Origin of the sequence: Rufibacter roseus (assembly GCF_001647285.1) — a bacterium.
Lineage (GTDB): Bacteria > Bacteroidota > Bacteroidia > Cytophagales > Hymenobacteraceae > Nibribacter > Nibribacter roseus.
Genome location: NZ_LRML01000023.1, coordinates 24,842 through 42,037, shown reverse-complemented (window position 1 = coordinate 42,037; position 17,196 = coordinate 24,842). Strand labels below are relative to the sequence as shown.

General features: G+C 47.5%; 16 protein-coding genes. 10 read left to right on the top strand and 6 right to left on the bottom strand.

From position 1 onward, the window contains the following. Nucleotides 1-48: 48 nt before the first annotated feature. The 4 genes from A8O23_RS20500 to A8O23_RS20480 form a co-directional block, all read right to left on the bottom strand. Nucleotides 49-2,541, bottom strand: coding sequence for a TonB-dependent receptor domain-containing protein (locus A8O23_RS20500; protein WP_066625815.1), 2,493 nt, complete (start codon nucleotides 2,539-2,541; stop codon nucleotides 49-51). 319 nt (nucleotides 2,542-2,860) lie between these two features. After that, nucleotides 2,861-4,255 (bottom strand): dihydrolipoyl dehydrogenase, encoded by a 1,395-nt coding sequence (gene lpdA / locus A8O23_RS20495; RefSeq protein ID WP_066625813.1) that lies wholly within the window; start codon nucleotides 4,253-4,255, stop codon nucleotides 2,861-2,863. A gap of 692 nt (nucleotides 4,256-4,947) precedes the next feature. Continuing rightward, nucleotides 4,948-5,844, bottom strand: coding sequence for an SDR family oxidoreductase (locus tag A8O23_RS20485; RefSeq protein WP_066625809.1), 897 nt, complete (start codon nucleotides 5,842-5,844; stop codon nucleotides 4,948-4,950). A gap of 241 nt (nucleotides 5,845-6,085) precedes the next feature. Next, nucleotides 6,086-6,604, bottom strand: a complete 519-nt coding sequence (locus A8O23_RS20480; protein ID WP_161486777.1) for a SixA phosphatase family protein — start codon at nucleotides 6,602-6,604, stop codon at nucleotides 6,086-6,088. 208 nt (nucleotides 6,605-6,812) lie between these two features. Here A8O23_RS20480 and A8O23_RS20475 point away from each other — a divergent pair, with 208 nt between their 5' ends. The 7 genes from A8O23_RS20475 to dnaK all read left to right on the top strand — a co-directional run bounded on the left by A8O23_RS20475 (nucleotide 6,813) and on the right by dnaK (nucleotide 14,756). After that, complete coding sequence (locus A8O23_RS20475; protein ID WP_066625805.1) at nucleotides 6,813-7,217, top strand: response regulator; 405 nt, start codon at nucleotides 6,813-6,815, stop codon at nucleotides 7,215-7,217. A gap of 134 nt (nucleotides 7,218-7,351) precedes the next feature. After that, nucleotides 7,352-8,098, top strand: coding sequence for a tetratricopeptide repeat protein (locus A8O23_RS20470; RefSeq protein WP_082883196.1), 747 nt, complete (start codon nucleotides 7,352-7,354; stop codon nucleotides 8,096-8,098). Nucleotides 8,099-8,272: 174 nt separating this feature from the next. After that, entirely contained in the window at nucleotides 8,273-9,019 is a 747-nt protein-coding gene (gene fabG, locus A8O23_RS20465) for a 3-oxoacyl-[acyl-carrier-protein] reductase (RefSeq protein ID WP_066625795.1), read from the top strand. A 216-nt stretch (nucleotides 9,020-9,235) separates the two neighbouring features. Further along, nucleotides 9,236-11,323 (top strand): vWA domain-containing protein, encoded by a 2,088-nt coding sequence (locus A8O23_RS20460; protein WP_066625793.1) that lies wholly within the window; start codon nucleotides 9,236-9,238, stop codon nucleotides 11,321-11,323. Between the two features lie 21 nt (nucleotides 11,324-11,344). After that, nucleotides 11,345-11,758, top strand: coding sequence for a putative signal transducing protein (locus A8O23_RS20455; RefSeq protein ID WP_066625791.1), 414 nt, complete (start codon nucleotides 11,345-11,347; stop codon nucleotides 11,756-11,758). Nucleotides 11,759-11,785: 27 nt separating this feature from the next. Beyond that, nucleotides 11,786-12,391: a pseudouridine synthase gene (locus A8O23_RS20450; protein ID WP_066625789.1), complete on the top strand. Its 606-nt coding sequence runs from the start codon at nucleotides 11,786-11,788 to the stop codon at nucleotides 12,389-12,391. Between the two features lie 436 nt (nucleotides 12,392-12,827). Then, nucleotides 12,828-14,756 (top strand): molecular chaperone DnaK, encoded by a 1,929-nt coding sequence (dnaK, locus tag A8O23_RS20445; protein WP_066625785.1) that lies wholly within the window; start codon nucleotides 12,828-12,830, stop codon nucleotides 14,754-14,756. 76 nt (nucleotides 14,757-14,832) lie between these two features. Here the strand turns inward: dnaK and A8O23_RS20440 are convergent, their stop codons facing one another. Further along, nucleotides 14,833-15,081: a hypothetical protein gene (locus tag A8O23_RS20440; RefSeq protein ID WP_066625783.1), complete on the bottom strand. Its 249-nt coding sequence runs from the start codon at nucleotides 15,079-15,081 to the stop codon at nucleotides 14,833-14,835. A gap of 94 nt (nucleotides 15,082-15,175) precedes the next feature. Here A8O23_RS20440 and A8O23_RS20435 point away from each other — a divergent pair, with 94 nt between their 5' ends. The 3 genes from A8O23_RS20435 (at nucleotide 15,176) to A8O23_RS20425 (ending at nucleotide 16,614) form a co-directional block, all read left to right on the top strand. Next, a complete protein-coding gene (locus tag A8O23_RS20435; protein WP_066625780.1) occupies nucleotides 15,176-15,391 on the top strand; it encodes a hypothetical protein in 216 nt (71 codons plus the stop codon). 122 nt (nucleotides 15,392-15,513) lie between these two features. After that, the gene (locus A8O23_RS20430) at nucleotides 15,514-15,756 is read left to right on the top strand and encodes a hypothetical protein (protein ID WP_066625777.1); all 243 of its coding nucleotides are present in this window, start codon (nucleotides 15,514-15,516) and stop codon (nucleotides 15,754-15,756) included. Nucleotides 15,757-15,993: 237 nt separating this feature from the next. After that, nucleotides 15,994-16,614: a 3'-5' exonuclease gene (locus A8O23_RS20425; RefSeq protein WP_066625771.1), complete on the top strand. Its 621-nt coding sequence runs from the start codon at nucleotides 15,994-15,996 to the stop codon at nucleotides 16,612-16,614. Nucleotides 16,615-16,718: 104 nt separating this feature from the next. On the opposite strand, the gene A8O23_RS20420 is transcribed toward A8O23_RS20425, so the two are convergent. Continuing rightward, on the bottom strand, nucleotides 16,719-16,973 hold the full coding sequence (locus A8O23_RS20420; protein ID WP_066625768.1) for a hypothetical protein: 255 nt from the start codon (nucleotides 16,971-16,973) through the stop codon (nucleotides 16,719-16,721). Nucleotides 16,974-17,196 lie beyond the last annotated feature (223 nt).

Below are 17,196 nucleotides of genomic sequence, written 5' to 3'. Positions count from 1 at the left end.
TTCTTAAAGTAGCCCGAAAACAGGGCTTCAACTCTTAATTCTTAATTCTTAATTCTCTCCGCCGCCTACTTCGCGGTCAGGTATACCGGCGTCACTTCCCCCTTCTCTGTTCTGTTCCCGACGTTCAGCTTTATTGTTATTGCCGAACCTGTAACTGAAACCAACAAATACTATACGGCTTTGCGGTTTGTAGCGGCTGGTTTGTTCAAATGTTCTGTTTTCTGGGGAGCCGCCAAAGGTGTAAGAGTCCCAACGCATGGTGTTAAACAAATCTTGCACGCGCAGAATAATATTGCCCTTGCCTTTCAAAACTTCTTTACGGGCGCTTAAACTGGCCATGTAAAAGGCAGAACGCTCGCCCTGCACCGTTACCACCGGCGACCGATAGTTCATGGAAAGCTGCACATCGGTTTTATAGGGCAGGTTGAAGTTTGAGTTGAGGCGGCTGGTCCAGCTAAAACGGCTGTTGTTTCCTAAACCTGCCTCACCGCCATAGATGGTGTACTTGAAAGCCGAGGCGTTGGCGTTTATTTTCCACCAAGGTGTCAGTGTGGCACCGGTCGTTAGTTCTAATCCGTAAGACTCTCCGCGGGCTAAGTTTTGGTAGGTAGTAAAGGTTACCTGCTCCTCTCCTTCGCCTTCTAACAATTGCTGAATAGACTGCACCACATCAGACATTTGGCGGTAGAACACGCTGGCTGTGGCGGTGGTGTGGTCCCAGAAGCGTAGGTAATTCAGCTCATAAGAATCAATGAACTCCGGACTCAGGTTCGGGTTTCCCTGCCGGATGTTGTATACATCCGAAATATCACGGAACGGGTTCAACTGCCGAGAGCCAGGGCGGTCAATACGGCGGCTATAGCTGAACTGCAGTTTTTGCTCCTCAGAGAACTCATGGGTCAGAAACAGGCTAGGGAACACGTTTAAATAACTGTTTCTATTTCTTAGTTTTTGCGTACGCTGGTCGGCGATGATCTCAGTCTGCTCTACGCGGGCACCTATCTGGTAACTGAAGCTTTTGAAGGCATTTCCGTAATTTCCGTACACCGCGTGCACCCATTCATCATATATAAAGTGGTTCGTGCGGCCAATGTTATTTTCAAAAACACCGGTGGCATGATTGAAGTCGGTAGCTGAAATGTCAGCGTCTTCGCGTTCAAAGGTGGTGCGGTACCCAGCTTCCCATTTGCCTTTCTCACTGAACGGGTGCACGTAATCTGCCTGAATAGAGAACTCCCGCTCTTGCTCCAGTGCGTTGTTTCGCTGCAGAAGTGGCAGCATAGTGGTGCTTGGCCCTCCCTCTGAATTAAAGAAATATTGTTCAAACACGTCCTCGCCCGGTTCTCGCTCTTCGTTGTAAACCACATCTGCGGTTAACTCCTGACCTTGACGGGCGAAAGTTTTGCGGTAGTTCAAAGCATACTCCCATAGGTTGCGGTCTTCAAAACCTGTGGAGGTACGGGTGGAGGTGCTGTCTAAGCTTCGGTCTGTGTTCAAAAATCGGTAGAAGGTATTCCCCTCGCCCTCACGGTAGCCCAGCCGGTACAAAACTGAACCTGTCAGGCTCTGCGTTTCTGAAAGTTGATAGTCTGCCCCAAACCGAAAGTTCTGATTCCCGAATGTCCGCTTACTCACTGACTGCTGCTCTTGATAAATATTGCCGCTTTCCCGGAATATGGTTCTGAAACTGCTTCCTTCACCTTGACGGAAGTCGTGCCGGAAGTCATAGTTGCCAAATAGGTTCAGCCGCCCAATACGGTAGTTAAGATTAGCTGAGGCATTGTAACGGCCGCCCATACCGGCGTTAGCCGACACTACTCCATTCAGACCCTGTTGCTTCTCTTTTTTCAGGATGATGTTCAACACCCCACCTGTTCCGCTTGGGTCATACTTGGAAGATGGATTGGTGATGACTTCTATACGCTCAATGGTACTGGCAGGTATCTGCTCCAGCCCCATGCTAGTCAAGGCAGAGGGTTTCCCGTCAATAAGAATGGTAATGTTGGATGTTCCGCGCATGCTCACGCCACCCTCCTGGTCTACGGTAACGGATGGTACGTTCTGCATCACATCTACAGCGGTACCGCCCACGCTGGAAAGATCCTGCCCCACATTGTATACCCGTCTATCCAACCCATATTCAATCTGTGCCCGCTCACCTACAATTTCTACTGCTTTTAGTTGTGTGCTGGCGGCTCCCATGGTCACCGACCCAAGATTTACATTCGGCACTGCCGCGCTCACCCTAACATTAGGCATTAATTTAGAGGCGAAACCAACTAATGACAGCCTGAGAGTGTACCGCCCTTCACCTACCGGCTGAAGTACAAAAGAACCGTCACCGTCTACCATGGCACTGGCCACAATGGTAGAATCTGGACCCGTAAGTAAGACAGCCGTGGCATAACCCAAAGGGGCTTTGGTGGTAGCATCCAGTAATCTACCTGATACTTTGCCTTGTACTCTGTTTTGGGCAAAGGCAAAACTGTTGCAAAAGAAAAGGAAGATGGAAAAGTAAAGTGTGGGGAAAAAAAGTTTCATCAAGATATCTACTCAAAATTTAAAAGCTCCGACTTACTTATAACGGATTTGAAAAGCTTTGGTACTAAAAAGTAATCTTCTGCTTGTTATCGAGCTGACGTGCCAGAAACAAGAATGTAAGGTTGGACAGATGGAATGTAAAAAGGTTTAAAAAGAGCAGCCTGTTTAAGATTTGAATACCCTCATTCAACCTACTGCTTACACCCATGAAACTAACCTATTTGATAGGTGAAGTGTTTTTGGCCTATTTTTTTAAAACGGGCCAAAAACAGAAAGGCCCGGACAATGCCGGGCCTTTACAATATAAATAAGCTGTTACTTATAAGTGAATCACTTCACCATAAGCGGCTGCGGCGGCTTCCATCACTGCTTCAGACATGGTTGGGTGCGGGTGCACAGCTTTGATTATTTCGTGGCCAGTAGTTTCCAGCTTACGGGCTACTACTACCTCGGCAATCATTTCGGTTACGTTGGCACCAATCATGTGGGCTCCTAGGAACTCACCGTACTTGGCATCAAAGATTACTTTCACGAAACCGTCTTTCACGCCACCGGCGCTGGCTTTACCTGAGGCAGAGAATGGGAACTTACCCACTTTAATCTCGCGGCCCAATTCTTTACACTCTTTCTCAGTATACCCCACAGAGGCGATTTCTGGAGAGCAATAAGTACAGCCTGGTATATTTTTGTAGTCTAGCGGCTCTGGGTGATGACCGGCAATGGCCTCCACGCAGATAATACCTTCGGCTGAGGCAACGTGTGCCAAGGCAGGGCCTTTTACAATGTCACCGATAGCGTACAGGCCTTCTACATTGGTACGGTAGAAATCATCAGTCTCTACGCGGCCACGCTCTACTTTCACGCCTAGTTCTTCCAGACCAAGGTTCTCCAGGTTTGTCTGAATACCCACAGCAGAGAGCACTACATCGGCTTCAATCACTTCTTCGCCTTTGGCGGTATTAACAGTCACTTTACAACCGTTGCCGCTGGTGTCTACGCTCTTCACCTCAGAAGAAGTCATCACATTAATACCTGACTTCTTGAAAGATTTCTCCAGCTGCTTAGACACTTCCTCGTCCTCTACCGGCACAATGTTGGGCAGGAACTCTACAATGGTTACCTCAGTACCCATGGCATTGTAGAAATAGGCGAATTCTACGCCAATGGCGCCAGAACCTACCACCACCATTTTCTTAGGTTGGTTTTCTAACACCATGGCCTGGCGGTAGCCAATGATTTTCTTGCCGTCAATAGGCAGGTTAGGCAGCTCGCGTGAGCGGGCACCTGTGGCCAGAATAATGTGTTTTGCCTCAATGGTCTGAGCTTTGCCGTCTTCAGAAGTTACCTCTAACTTGCCTTTGCCTTTCAGTTTGCCGTAACCAGAGATATGGTCAATCTTATTTTTGCGGAACAGGAACTGAATTCCCTTGCTCATGCCCTGAGCCACGCCGCGGCTGCGGTTCACCACCGCCCCAAAGTCGGCAGAAGCCTCGGCCACGTTAATTCCGTAGTCTTTGGCGTGCTTGATATATTCAAAAACCTGAGCGCTTTTCAGTAAGGCTTTGGTTGGGATACAACCCCAGTTCAAGCAGATTCCGCCAAGTTCAGCTTTCTCTACCACGCCTACTTTCATACCTAACTGCGATGCGCGGATGGCGGCTACATACCCGCCCGGGCCGCTGCCCACCACTATCAAATCGTATTGTGATGCCATGTGTCTGGATGTAAGGTTTACGTTGGCAAAGCTACATCATAAAAGGGCTTTTGCCAAGTTTATACAAGAGAAGGCGTTTTTGGTCTGTTTTTGATAAACCAGACCTAAAACACCTTCTGAATTTTAATTTCAACTTATAACTATCATCGCTCTTCTACTTTCCTCTGCAGAAACTCCCCTTTTGAATAGGGCAAGGGGGTTGTTTACACCAGTAGATCCACTTGTTCCAGATCCCTCTCTTTTACGGTCATCCTGAGCGCTAGCCGAAGGATCTAACGAAGATGCAGTATTCTACCAGATATTTTACTCCCACCACCGCTTTACCCTCCGCCGTTGTTGCGTGTTCTCACCAAAAACCTATATTGCTTTTGCTCCCACCACTGCTTCTGCCTTATTCCAGTCTGCCTCTCTCCCTGCTTAGGTTTGTCACTTTTCTCCTTAATGAGAAAAGTAACCAAAAGAATCAAGAAGCCCTTAAACTCGCTGCCGCTCAAACAGTATGGGCTTCAGTTAATTTACCACCTGGCCAGCTTGTACTGTTCCATAGCGGAAGTGGCTACTGCTAACTTGAACCTGTATCTCGTGCTCCCGCTAAGCGCCTGCGTGCCCTTGGCACTGCGTTGCCCGCTCCCGCAGGTTAGGCTAAGGAGGGTACGGTACTAGTTTTAATTTTTGAGACTCGCGACTCAGAACTAAATCGTAGGTGTTCCGCCGGTAACTTGTATAGTGGAGCCGGTCATGTAGCTGGAGTCTTGGGAGGCGAGCAGTACATAAGCGGCAGCTAATTCGGCAGGCTGGCCTGGGCGCTTCAGGGGTACGTCTTTTCCGAAGGACTCTATTTCTTCTGGCGGAATGGTAGCCGGGATTAGCGGCGTCCAGATAGGGCCGGGAGCCACGCAGTTCACACGTATACCTTTCTCCGCTACTATCTGGGCCAGATTGGCTGTAAAATTCTGGATAGCTCCTTTGGTAGCGGCATACGCTAGAAGCAAAGGCGAAGGTTTATAAGCGTTGACTGAGGTAGTGTTGATGATAGTACTGCCCGGTTTCATGTGCGGCTCCGCGGCTTTGCACAGGTAAAACATGGCGTAGATGTTGGTTTTGAAGGTACGGTCAAACTCCTCGCTCGGAATTTCCTGAAGCGACTTTCTGGCCATCTGGAAAGCGGCATTGTTCACCAGTACATCAATCTGACCGAACTCCTCAACCGCCCGCTGCACAATTTTCTTACAATGGCTCTCGTCACTTATGTCACCCGGAACTAGTACAGCTTTTTGGCCAGCCTGCTCTATCCATTTAGCTGTTTCTTTGGCGTCTTCTTCCTCGTTAAGATAAGAAATGAGTACATCAGCTCCTTCGCGTGCAAACGCAATGGCCACCGCCCGCCCAATGCCTGAGTCTCCGCCGGTAATAATTGCTTTACGACCGGACAGTTTACCGGAACCTTTGTAGGTTTCTTCTCCATGGTCAGCTTTAGGAGTCAGTTCGGCATCTGAACCTGGTACTTCCTGCTCCTGCTTCGGAAACGGAGGTTTCTTATATTGGTCTTTAGGGTCTTGCTGCTCTGGGGTATTTATCTCTTCAGCCATACTATTCAATTTGATGTAACAGACTATCAACTCTTGAAACGAGCCTGATTGTAAAGAGTTAAGGCTTTTTCAAACTAGGCACAATGCCTTGTAACCTATGTTCTCAGTGCTAGAAATAACTACGGGTATCACCTCACTTAAAAGCTAAAGCCGTTTTAGGCGTGATTTTTTGAAAACACGCCTAAAACGGCCTGGGCTAAAAATAAAATTGATGTTGCAACCTGCCGGAAAACTATAGCTATTAGTTGTTTGTGGCTTTAGAACTAGGTGCACCAAATGAAGTCATGACCAAGTCGATGACCTCTCCTTCCTGCAGCGTCGCTATGAAAAGTAAATCATACTGGTGATCCTCTATTTGCTGAATGGGCTTTTTCACTCCGAAAGCCTCCAAAATAGGCAGCACTGTATTGGAATGACCTGCCACTACCACAGTTTGGCCTTGGTGATTGTCTTTGATTCTTTGAGCCAAACCTGCAAAATCGCTGGCCTCATAGATTTGCACGGGCAGTGACTTTGCCTGCGCCAGTGGCTGTAGTGTTTGCTGGGTTCGTTTGTACTTTGTGGCGTACAATGCCTGAACCGGCTCTTTCACTAATCTCTGCAGCAAATCATCTGCCCTCTTCTGTCCCTCTGCCGATAAAGCAGGGTCTTGCGGGTTTTCAGTACTTTTCTCAGCGTGCCGCACCAAATACACAATTGTTTTACCTCCTTGCCCTGTTGCCGCATTTGAACCTGTAGATACTGTTTGTGCTTGGGGCACACATCCCAGCAACAGATTTACCGTTAAACAAAAAAATAAGAGGAACAAAAGTGGCGTGTAATTCTGTTTCATACTAATACAGGAATAAGAAGAATCAAAGAAAGGTAATTTCACAGAATAGTAAATATCAGAAAGTCTAAAATTATTTTCCCTTGCTTCGGTTGAATTGCCTCTTATCCTGAATCACATTTCCCTATCTTTGACCACAATGCCCTCTATCTCACATATACTTTTAGTTGACGATGATGATGTCAACAACTTTTTGAACTCTAGGCTGCTGAAAAGACTGGCTGTTGCAGAGCATGTAGAAGTTTCTCCTTCGGGAGAAGCTGGTTTACGTTACCTCAACAATCTGTCAAAATCAGGCGAAACCGATTCACTTCTGATCTTCCTGGACATTAATATGCCCATGATGAACGGATTTGAATTTTTAGACAAACTCCGCAACCAGGACTTGCAGAATTTAAAGCCTGTGATCACCATGCTCACCACGTCTACAAATGAAAAAGACTTGACGCAGCTAAGGAATTATCCTGAGGTGGCCGGGTTCCTGAACAAACCTTTATCAGAAGAAAAAGTAACGGCTGTCATAAACGAACATTTCGCAGCCTAAGCTCCAGATTTCACTAGAGGCCGGTAGTACGCAAAAGCAGTGCTACCGGCCTTTTTCTTTTGGAGCACTATATTTACCTACAACTATATTCAGCAAAAAGGAGTATGTAGCATCAATTCATTTAGAAGTTAAAAATGCGTTTCCTCTACTCCTTTACACATATTCCCTCTTCATTTACTGCCGTTAGATTTTTGGCACTGCTGCTTTTGCTCGTACAATTTAGCGGCTGTAATACGGCCAAAACCCATTACCGCGAGGGCTTGGAAAGAGCCAGCAAGAATGATTACCCCGGAGCAGTCCGGGAATATGACGCCGCCATTGCCAAACGCCCCTCTGACGGCAGCTTGTACCGCCTGCGTGGGGTGGCCAAATATGAGATGGAAGATTACGAAGGAGCTTTTGCTGATTTCAGCCAAGCCATAGAACTGGTGCCTTCTGATGCCGAATCATATAAATTCAGAGGAGACATTAAATGGCAACGCAAACAATACAAACCAGCCATTGCTGATTATGATCTGGCCATAAAGTACCAGCCCGAGTACGCCAAAGCTTACAACAACCGGGGCTTGAACCGAGCGCGCCTGAGAGACACCAAAGGCGCCATTGCTGACTTCAGCCAAGCCATTACCCTACAGCCCGACTACAGCGTTGCCTATCTGAACCGAGCCAACCTGCTACTACGCCAGAAGAAATACAAGCCTGCCTTGGAAGATTATGACAAAGCTCTTAATCTAGACGCCAACATGGCGGAAGCCTACTACAACCGTGGTTTGCTTAAATACAATCAAAGAAACAAAAAAGGCGCCTGCACTGACTGGGAGAAAGCTGCTGAATTAGGCATAACGGCCGCCAATGATCTTTTAAAGCGGTATTGCAAGTAAATTGGCAGAGCGAATCGTTTTGGGCCTGCTTTTCTGAAATTAAGCCTAAAACGGCCACTAGCTCATTATACTTTCCATGTTTTTCTTCCCCGGCAGGCAATTAGTATCTTTTATTATCTTTGGGCTTTGTTGGCTACGCGAGTGTTGTAAATGCGAGCTTATTAAAGAAGACCTATGAAATTACTGGAAGGAAAAATTGCCTTAGTAACCGGCGCCTCAAAAGGTATTGGCCGGGCCATTGCCAAAAAATACGCCGAAATGGGCGCCAATGTGGCCTTCACTTATTTGTCTAGTGTAGAAAAAGGACAGCAACTGGAGCAGGAGTTAGCCGAATACGGCATTCAGGCCAAAGGTTACCGCTCAGATGCCTCTGATTTTGCCCAGGCCGAGCAACTGGTGGAAAATGTGGTGAAAGACTTCGGCAAGCTGGATGTACTGGTAAACAACGCCGGCATTACTAAAGACGGACTTTTGATGCGCATGAGCGAAGAGCAGTGGGACGCCGTGATCAACACCAACTTAAAGTCTGTTTTCAACCTGACCAAAGCGGCCACCAAGCACATGATGCGCGCCAAAAGCGGCTCTATCATCAACATGACCAGCGTGGTTGGTATAAAAGGCAATGCCGGACAGGCCAACTACGCTGCATCTAAGGCGGGTATCATTGGTTTCACCAAATCAGTGGCTTTGGAGTTAGGTTCCCGCAACATCCGCAGTAACGCCATAGCCCCAGGTTTCATTGAAACCGACATGACCGATGAGCTAGATGCTGCCACTGTAGCAGAATGGAGAAAAGCTATTCCGTTGAAGCGCGGAGGCCAACCGGAAGACGTGGCAAACGCTGCCGTATTCTTAGCCTCTGACCTTTCTACTTACGTTACCGGCCAGACCCTGCAGGTAGATGGCGGAATGTTGACCTAATTTTTGAATTAAGAATTAGAAATATTAGAAGCCGAGGTAGAGGTCTAGTCCTCTGCTTCGGCTCTTCTGTTTTGGCCCAGTTTTAAGAAAAACAGAGCCAAAACAGATTCAAAGACAATAACCTGCGGTTTGGGTAAGTTGAGAATAAAAGTCTTATGTCTTCTGTCAGTCATCTTCTATCTTGCTACTTCGTAGCGATGTCTTAACGAACAATCTGTGCAGTCTTTTCAAATACATACTGTTTACTCTCCCTGGTACCTGTTGCTCTGTTTGGCGGTGGGCATTGGCGTTTCCTGGTTTCTGTACCGAAAAGGCGGACCTTGGCCTACTTGGTTGCGTTGGCTATTAGCTACGTTGCGCGCGGCACTTGTCACCCTTATCTGCTTTCTGTTGTTAGAGCCTTATACCCGGCATGTAAAGCAGGAAGAGATCAAACCAACAGTAGTGCTGGCGCTGGATAATTCACAGTCTGTACAGTTATTTACACCGGAGCCACAGCTACAGCAAACTCTGCAAAGAACTGATCAACTGGCTGACAGGCTGCGCGAGCAGGGTATTCATGTAGAACTTCAGACACTACAGAACTCTGATTCTACTATAGCCAAACTGACCGGCACTTCTTTTACGGCCTCTACCTCCAACCTACACACGCTCCTTTCTAAAAGCAGCAACGCGTACAAAAATCGAAATCTGGCGGCGGTCGTGTTGTTTTCTGATGGCATTCATAACCAAGGCCCTACCCCAACTTTTCAATCGTACGGCACCAGTATTTATCCCGTGGCCTTGGGTGACACCGTTCCCAAGCGTGATGTGGTGCTGGAGGAAGTGCAGTATAACCGCATTAACTACACAGGCACTACTTTTCCGGTGGTGGCCAAGCTGCGCCACTTTGGTTTTGCAGGTTCAACCGTGAACGTGCAGCTGCAGGAAAACGGTAAATCCATCCAAAGCAAAAGAGTTGCCCTCACTAACCGCCAGCAAGCAGAAATTTCATTCCAGGTTTCTGCTCCTTCACCGGGCAAAAAGCATTATGAAGTGGTGGTGCAGCCGCTGCAGGGAGAGTTCACAGACCTCAATAACCGTCGTCATGCCTATCTGGAAGTTGTGAAAGGCAAACTGAACATCTTGTTGGCTTCGGCCGCCCCGCACCCAGACATTAAGGCCATTAGAAGTGCCTTGATCACCAATCCGCTGCTGGAGGTTGAGGTAGTAATTGGCCCTTTTCAAAGCCCTAATTTCAAAAAATCGTATGATGCCGCCGTTTTGCACCAGATACCTAACTCCAACGGCACCGGCACAGACTGGCTCAGACGTTTAAGGCAGGCCAACGTGCCAAGTCTTTACATTCTGGGTTCCCAAACCGACTACAATTCATTTAACAGTTTGCAGGCAGGGGTTGCCCTGCCTCGCTCCTCCACTCAGTATGACGAAGTGCAGCCAATTCTGAATAGCTCCTTCCAGCGCTTCTCTACCGAACCTATTGCTCAGAACCGCATCACAGCCTGGCCACCGGCACCGGTTACTTTTGGCGAGTGGAGCTTGGCTCCCTCGGCAGAGGTGATCCTCTACCAGCAGGTGGGCACCGTACGCACCACCAAACCGCTGCTGGTGTACAAGCCGTCTGCTCCGGCGCCCTCGGCAGTGCTTCTCACTGATGGCTCCTGGCAATGGCGCCTCACCGAAGCCGCTGACCACGGCACCGCGCAAATTTATGACGAGCTCATGACGCACATGGTTCAGTTATTAGCCAACCGCCGAAACCAGAAACGTCTGCACGTGTACCCCATTAAAGATGAGTTTGAAGTATCAGAAGGCGTGGCATTTCAGGCCGATGTTTTTAATGCGGTGCAGGAGGAAATTTACGGACAGACTATTTCTTTCACCCTCACCCATGAAAATGACAAGCAAACAAGCCACCGCTTTAGGCATGAGCAAGGCGGCGAAGGACTAAAATTAGGAACCTTGCCTGCCGGTGTGTACCGCTATAACGCCTCTACGCGGGTAGACAACCAGACTTATACTGACAACGGAGAGTTTGTGGTACAGGAACAGAACATGGAAGCCACTATGGCCGTGGCCGACCATGAACTCCTGAGCCAACTAGCTCAGCGCTCCGAAACGAGCCTCTATTACCCAAATCAGCTGGATCAACTGGAGCAGGACTTGCTGAAAGAAGACTTCAAAGCCATTTTAAGAACCAAGGAAGAAGAAAAAGACTTACTGGAGCAGTCATGGTTCTATCTGGTGCTTCTGGCTCTAGCTTGTACCGAATGGGGACTGAGAAGATTCTATGGCAGCTTATAACCTTCCTCCCAAGCCAAAAGAATGAAAGACGAACTAGTGACCATTGCCCGGTTTAGCAATTCCATAGACGCGCACCTGGCCAAAAATAAGCTGGAGAGCGAGGGCGTTCTGTCGTTCTTGTTTGATGAGAACGTAGTTTCTATAAACCCGCTGTACAATATTACCGTGGGCGGTATTAAACTGAAAACACTGGCCAGTGATGCCGAAAAGGCCCAGGCTATTTTAAAAAGCGTAGAAGACTTACCCTACACCGATGAGTTGGAGATGCCCATTACCTGCCCCCGTTGTGGCTCACATAAAGTCAATTACGCCTATAACACCAGCAACCGGTTCAGATATGCCCTCAGTGTTTTACTCAATATTGTCTTGCCTTTTCTGAATAAGAACAAGTATACCTGTAGCAACTGCGGGCTTGAATTTCAGCCGGAAAAGTAGATATAAATAAAAACTTAGCTTATCAACTTGAAGTACCTCCTCCTCAACAAGCCCTTTGAAGTTCTTACTCAGTTCACCGATGAGCAAGGCCGTTTGACTTTAAAAGATTTCGTGCCCGTGCCCAACGTATACCCTGTAGGCCGGTTAGATTATGACTCTGAAGGCTTAGTGCTCCTCACCGATGACAAACAACTCCAGCACCGGCTGTCTGACCCAAAATTCAAGGTAGAAAAAACCTATTGGGCACAGGTAGAGGGCGCACCCTCTGACGAAGCCTTAAGTCAACTGGAGCGAGGCGTTTTAATCCAAGGCAAAAAAACCACTCCGGCCAAGGCAAGGCTTTTAGACGAAGTAGAACTTTGGGAGCGTTCTAAGCCCATCCGGTTCCGTGCTAACATTCCCACGTCTTGGGTAGAAATTAAAATCAGCCAGGGCATGAACCGCCAAGTACGCAAAATGACCGCTGCCGTAGGCTACCCTACACTTAGACTGGTGCGTGTAGCTATTGGCACCTTAACCTTAACAGGCTTGCAACTTGGCGACTACCGTGAGCTTACCCCTGAGGAAGTAAAGCAGTTAAAAGGGCTGGCAAAGCCAGTGAACACTTACCAGCGGCCGTACAAGCGCAGATAAATCTGTTTTTGGCTTATTTTTCTAAAATTAAGCCAAAAACGTAATCCCCACTCCCTTGGGGAGAGGGTCAGGGTGAAAGGACAACCAGTGGCTATGGCTTTTACTTGCAGCCTTCCTCTTTATTTCTTCCAATCACCGCTTCTACCATTTCAGCCTCGCCCTACCTCATCCTAATCTTCTTCCTTACGGAGAAGGAACTTCCTCAAAAGCATTTCAGATCTACCATTCCAAAACAGGCCGAACTCGCAGCACTAATTCCGCCAAAAGCGCAGCCTTGTCTGTCACCTTCTGCCGAATGTTCGTATAGAAAATCTTTCGGCTTTCCTGAAAATGACATTGTGTCACAAATGTCAGGTTTGATGCCGTTGGCACATGTCTTGTTAATAAGAGAGCAAACAAGTTTGAATTAGGAACTACTTTAAATAAAACTATAGCAATGGGAAAAATCATAGGCATTGACTTAGGAACTACCAACTCTTGCGTTGCCGTAATGGAGGGGAACGAACCAGTGGTGATTCCGAACAGCGAAGGCCGCCGGACTACTCCGTCCATCGTGGCATTCCTGGACAACGGGAACGGTGAGCGTAAAGTGGGAGACCCTGCCAAGCGTCAAGCTATCACTAACCCACAAAATACCATCGCGTCTATCAAGCGTTTCATGGGCCGCGGCTTCTCTGAAGTAAAAGACGAAACGCAGCACGTTTCTTACAACGTGCAATCTGGCAGCAACAACACCGTGCGCGTGAAAATTGGTGACCGTGAGTTCACCCCGCAGGAAATCTCAGCCATGGTGCTTCAGAAAATGAAGCAGACCGCTGAAGACTACCTGGGTACCAGCGTAACTGAGGCGGTTATTACCGTTCCAGCTTACTTCAATGACGCGCAACGTCAGGCTACGAAAGAAGCCGGACAAATTGCTGGCCTTGATGTAAAACGTATTATCAACGAGCCTACCGCCGCCGCATTGGCATATGGTTTAGATAAAAAACACGCTGACCAGAAAATTGCCGTGTACGACTTAGGTGGTGGTACTTTTGATATTTCGGTGCTTGAATTAGGCGACGGTGTGTTTGAAGTATTGTCTACGAACGGTGACACGCACTTAGGTGGTGATGACTTCGACCAGGTAATCATTGCTTGGTTGGCTGACGAGTTTAAGGCTGAGGAGAACATGGACCTTCGCCAGGACCCAATGGCACTTCAGCGTTTAAAAGAAGCCGCTGAGAAAGCCAAGATCGAGCTTTCGTCTTCTTCTGAAACGGAGATCAACCTGCCTTACATTACCGCTACCCAAACCGGACCTAAGCACTTGGTGCGTAAATTAACCCGCGCCAAATTTGAGCAATTAGCCGATTCTTTGGTTCGTCGTTCAATGGAGCCGGTACGCAAAGCTTTGCAAGATGCAGGTTTGCAGCCTTCTGATATTGATGAAGTAATCTTGGTAGGTGGTTCTACCCGTATTCCAAGAATTCAGGAAGAAGTAGAGAAATTCTTCGGCAAGAAACCTTCTAAGGGTGTGAACCCAGATGAGGTAGTAGCCATTGGTGCTGCTATTCAGGGTGGTGTATTGACCGGTGAAGTGAAAGACGTTCTTCTTTTGGACGTAACTCCGCTTTCATTAGGTATTGAGACCATGGGCGGCGTGATGACCAAGCTGATTGAGTCTAACACTACTATTCCGACTAAGAAGTCGGAGACTTTCTCTACCGCGTCTGATAACCAGCCAAGTGTGGAGATTCACGTACTACAAGGTGAGCGCCCTATGGCCCGCGACAACCGCACCATCGGTCGTTTCCACTTGTCAGACATTCCGCCAGCGCCACGTGGCGTTCCGCAGATTGAAGTAACCTTTGATATTGACGCCAACGGTATCTTGCACGTATCTGCGAAAGACAAAGGCACCGGCAAAGAGCAGAAAATCAGAATTGAGGCTTCTTCCGGTTTATCTGAAGAGGAAATTGAAAGAATGCGTAAAGAGGCCGAAGCCAACGCTGAGTCTGACCGCGTAGCCAAAGAGCAGGTAGAAAAAGTTAACCAAGCTGACTCTATGATTTTCCAGACGGAGAAACAACTGAGCGAGTACGGTGACAAACTTTCTGCCGGAAACAAAACTGCCATTGAAGGTGCTCTGGCTGACCTGAAAAAAGCGCATGAGTCTAAGGACCTAGCCGCTATTGACAGCGCCATGACCAACATCAACAACGCTTGGCAGGCTGCCTCTCAGGAGATGTACAACGCCACCCAAGGCCAAGGCGGACAGCCTGGTGCTGACATGGGCAGTCAGCCAGGCGGAGAAGCCGGTGGCGGGCAGTCTACTAGCAGCGGTGACAATGTTACCGATGTTGACTACGAAGAAGTGAAATAATTTAAATAAATGTTTAGTTGAGAAAGCCCCACCGCAATGCGGTGGGGCTTTCTTGTTTCACTTATCTATGCTACAGCTATGCGTTGTTCTTATCTGACCGCTTCATAAATTCATTCCAACGCATCTTCATTTCCGATGAAGAGGGTGCAGTCACAGGACTGCAAACATCAAGCCCCGGGTAGAAAGTGTTCATCTCTCTTTTGAACTCATCCAGCACCTCTACCGGCAACCAGTCTGTAATAGCCTCATAGTCTGCCATGTCATCACCTTCTTTTAAAATGTGCAGGTGTTTCATGTTCTCATTATAGGTCAGTTTGTATCTCATGCTCTTGTGGGTTATTTTTCTATCTTCATACGAAGCAACCACCAGATGAGTAACAACTTCAGCAATATCCGTTCTCCCATTTTATTGCATAGCCATGAAACCAGATTCTTTTAAGGCGTTCATAAACACAATATCCGTTGTTTCTATGGGCTCCGGCTTGCTCGGAATGCTGATCTGCTTTGTTTATTTATGGTCTTACCAGATGAGAGACATAGTAGCGGCAGGCTTTGCTTTTGTAGCAGGCTCCATTCTTTTTGGTGCCGGGCTGGTAGCCTTAGCTATGATGAACAGGCAAAAAAGCGAGTCTTAAAGAAGATATTTCCTTCTTAAAACAAGCATAGAATAGGTATCAATAAAAGTTTAACTTTTTTCTTGATATTGATAACCAAGCAATTGCAACGCCGTAAACAGAACCTTACGAAAAAATAATTCATGCATTACGCCATCTATTCCCGAAACGGTACCCCTGCCTTTTTAGAAGAGGAAACGCTGGTACTAGCCAAAACCACCCTGAAGGTGCTACCCGAGGTTAGCCCTATTGCTGTATTGGATGAAGACGGATGTTTGTACCCTATCAGAAAAGAGGGAAAAAAACATTTAGAAGAGGCCTTGTCTGCTGCTGATTTTCTTGATTTGGATTTCAAAAAGGTAGCTAATCCAATTAGGCTGAACTAATCAAGCCACCAACAGCACCTAAGGCCACTCTAAAAAGAGTGGCTTTTTTTATTTTGAAGCTTTCATTTGGAGATTACGCTCGGAAAGATCAGCTTTCTTTTGGCTACCTCTTTTCAGCCTTATTTTCCTAAAACAGGTCAAAAACAGCATCTCTCCTACTTTTCTTAGCCGTTCCTCTCTAAAACTAAACTTCGTCTGCCAGAACAGTTGTAACTTGCAGTAGTAAAGAAGTAGCAGATGGATTTTATTACCCTTGATTTTGAGACGGCCACCCCAGAACGAAACAGCCCATGTGAAGTTGGATTGACCTTTGTGCAGAACGGGCAGATTACGGGCACCCAAGCTTGGCTTATAAAACCAAAATCATACCCGTACTTCAACAGCTTTAACATTGCGGTACATGGTATTCAGCCGAAGGAGGTGGCACATGCGCCAGAGTTTGACCAGCTGTGGCAAGAGCTGAAGCCTTTGCTGCAGAACCAGCTGGTCATTGCCCACAACGCCAGCTTTGACATGAGTGTGCTTAGAGCCACGCTTACCTCTTACCAACTGCCGTTTCCGGAACTGAACTATGCCTGCAGTGTGCAGTTCAGTAAGCAAGTGTGGCAGGGGCTTCCGCAGTATGATTTAAAATCGCTGTGTAACCGGCACCAGATAAAATTCCACCACCACCGCGCCGCCTCAGACTCTCTGGCCTGTGCCGAGCTTACGTTACGGGCGCTGGAACAAACCCAATGCAGCCAGTTGGCAGACTTTCCGGAGAAGCTGAAGATCAATTTTGGGCGGCTGTATGATGGGGGCTATACAGCCTCATCGGCACGTAAGGCGCCTAAGAAGAAACAGCCATTCCCCTATTAATATACTCGCCGTTTTAGGGCTGATTTTCCGAAAATAAGTCAAAAGCACAAGCTAAGGCAGCTTTAGCTTTTTCTAGCTGCAAGCTTTTAAGCCAGATTTGCCACTTATTGGTTGTACGCTTTTTCGGCTTCTTGCAAACCTTCCTCTGTCAGGCGGCCGACTAGGTGACCATTTTGGTCATAGTCCAGCTCCAACAATTTCTTGATTTGAAGGTCCCGCATTTCCTGCTCAATCTCGCCAAAAGAAAGACCTGGTGTTTTGGAAGAGATATCCGCCGCATCAATGGGCTGTTCGCTTTTGTTTTCCTGGTCTTTCACTACTGCGTACATTGCCTTCAGTATTCTACTTTCCTTCGCCATAATTATTCTTTGTTCTGAGGTTCATTTTTACTCAAAGGTCAAGCCCTTGGTAGAGAGATGTACGGATAAAATGACAGAAAGTACTAATCCACTTGAGCCAGTAGAGCATCATCAGGCTTTCACATTCAGTACCTGCAGGAAATAACTTTGGGTAGATAAGGCATTATATAGCACAAGCGTCAGCTTGTGTATAACTTGATCAGGAGTGCGTGCGGACACAAGC

Bases quoted from the DNA above. Each gene is read 5' to 3' on its own strand.
- A8O23_RS20500 (WP_066625815.1), bottom strand. From the start codon at position 2,541: ATGAAACTTTTTTTCCCCACACTTTACTTTTCCATCTTCCTTTTCTTT.
- lpdA (WP_066625813.1), bottom strand. From the start codon at position 4,255: ATGGCATCACAATACGATTTGATAGTGGTGGGCAGCGGCCCGGGCGGG.
- A8O23_RS20485 (WP_066625809.1), bottom strand. From the start codon at position 5,844: ATGGCTGAAGAGATAAATACCCCAGAGCAGCAAGACCCTAAAGACCAA.
- A8O23_RS20475 (WP_066625805.1), top strand. From the start codon at position 6,813: ATGCCCTCTATCTCACATATACTTTTAGTTGACGATGATGATGTCAAC.
- A8O23_RS20470 (WP_082883196.1), top strand. From the start codon at position 7,352: ATGCGTTTCCTCTACTCCTTTACACATATTCCCTCTTCATTTACTGCC.
- fabG (WP_066625795.1), top strand. From the start codon at position 8,273: ATGAAATTACTGGAAGGAAAAATTGCCTTAGTAACCGGCGCCTCAAAA.
- A8O23_RS20455 (WP_066625791.1), top strand. From the start codon at position 11,345: ATGAAAGACGAACTAGTGACCATTGCCCGGTTTAGCAATTCCATAGAC.
- dnaK (WP_066625785.1), top strand. From the start codon at position 12,828: ATGGGAAAAATCATAGGCATTGACTTAGGAACTACCAACTCTTGCGTT.
- A8O23_RS20440 (WP_066625783.1), bottom strand. From the start codon at position 15,081: ATGAGATACAAACTGACCTATAATGAGAACATGAAACACCTGCACATT.
- A8O23_RS20435 (WP_066625780.1), top strand. From the start codon at position 15,176: ATGAAACCAGATTCTTTTAAGGCGTTCATAAACACAATATCCGTTGTT.
- A8O23_RS20430 (WP_066625777.1), top strand. From the start codon at position 15,514: ATGCATTACGCCATCTATTCCCGAAACGGTACCCCTGCCTTTTTAGAA.
- A8O23_RS20425 (WP_066625771.1), top strand. From the start codon at position 15,994: ATGGATTTTATTACCCTTGATTTTGAGACGGCCACCCCAGAACGAAAC.
- A8O23_RS20420 (WP_066625768.1), bottom strand. From the start codon at position 16,973: ATGGCGAAGGAAAGTAGAATACTGAAGGCAATGTACGCAGTAGTGAAA.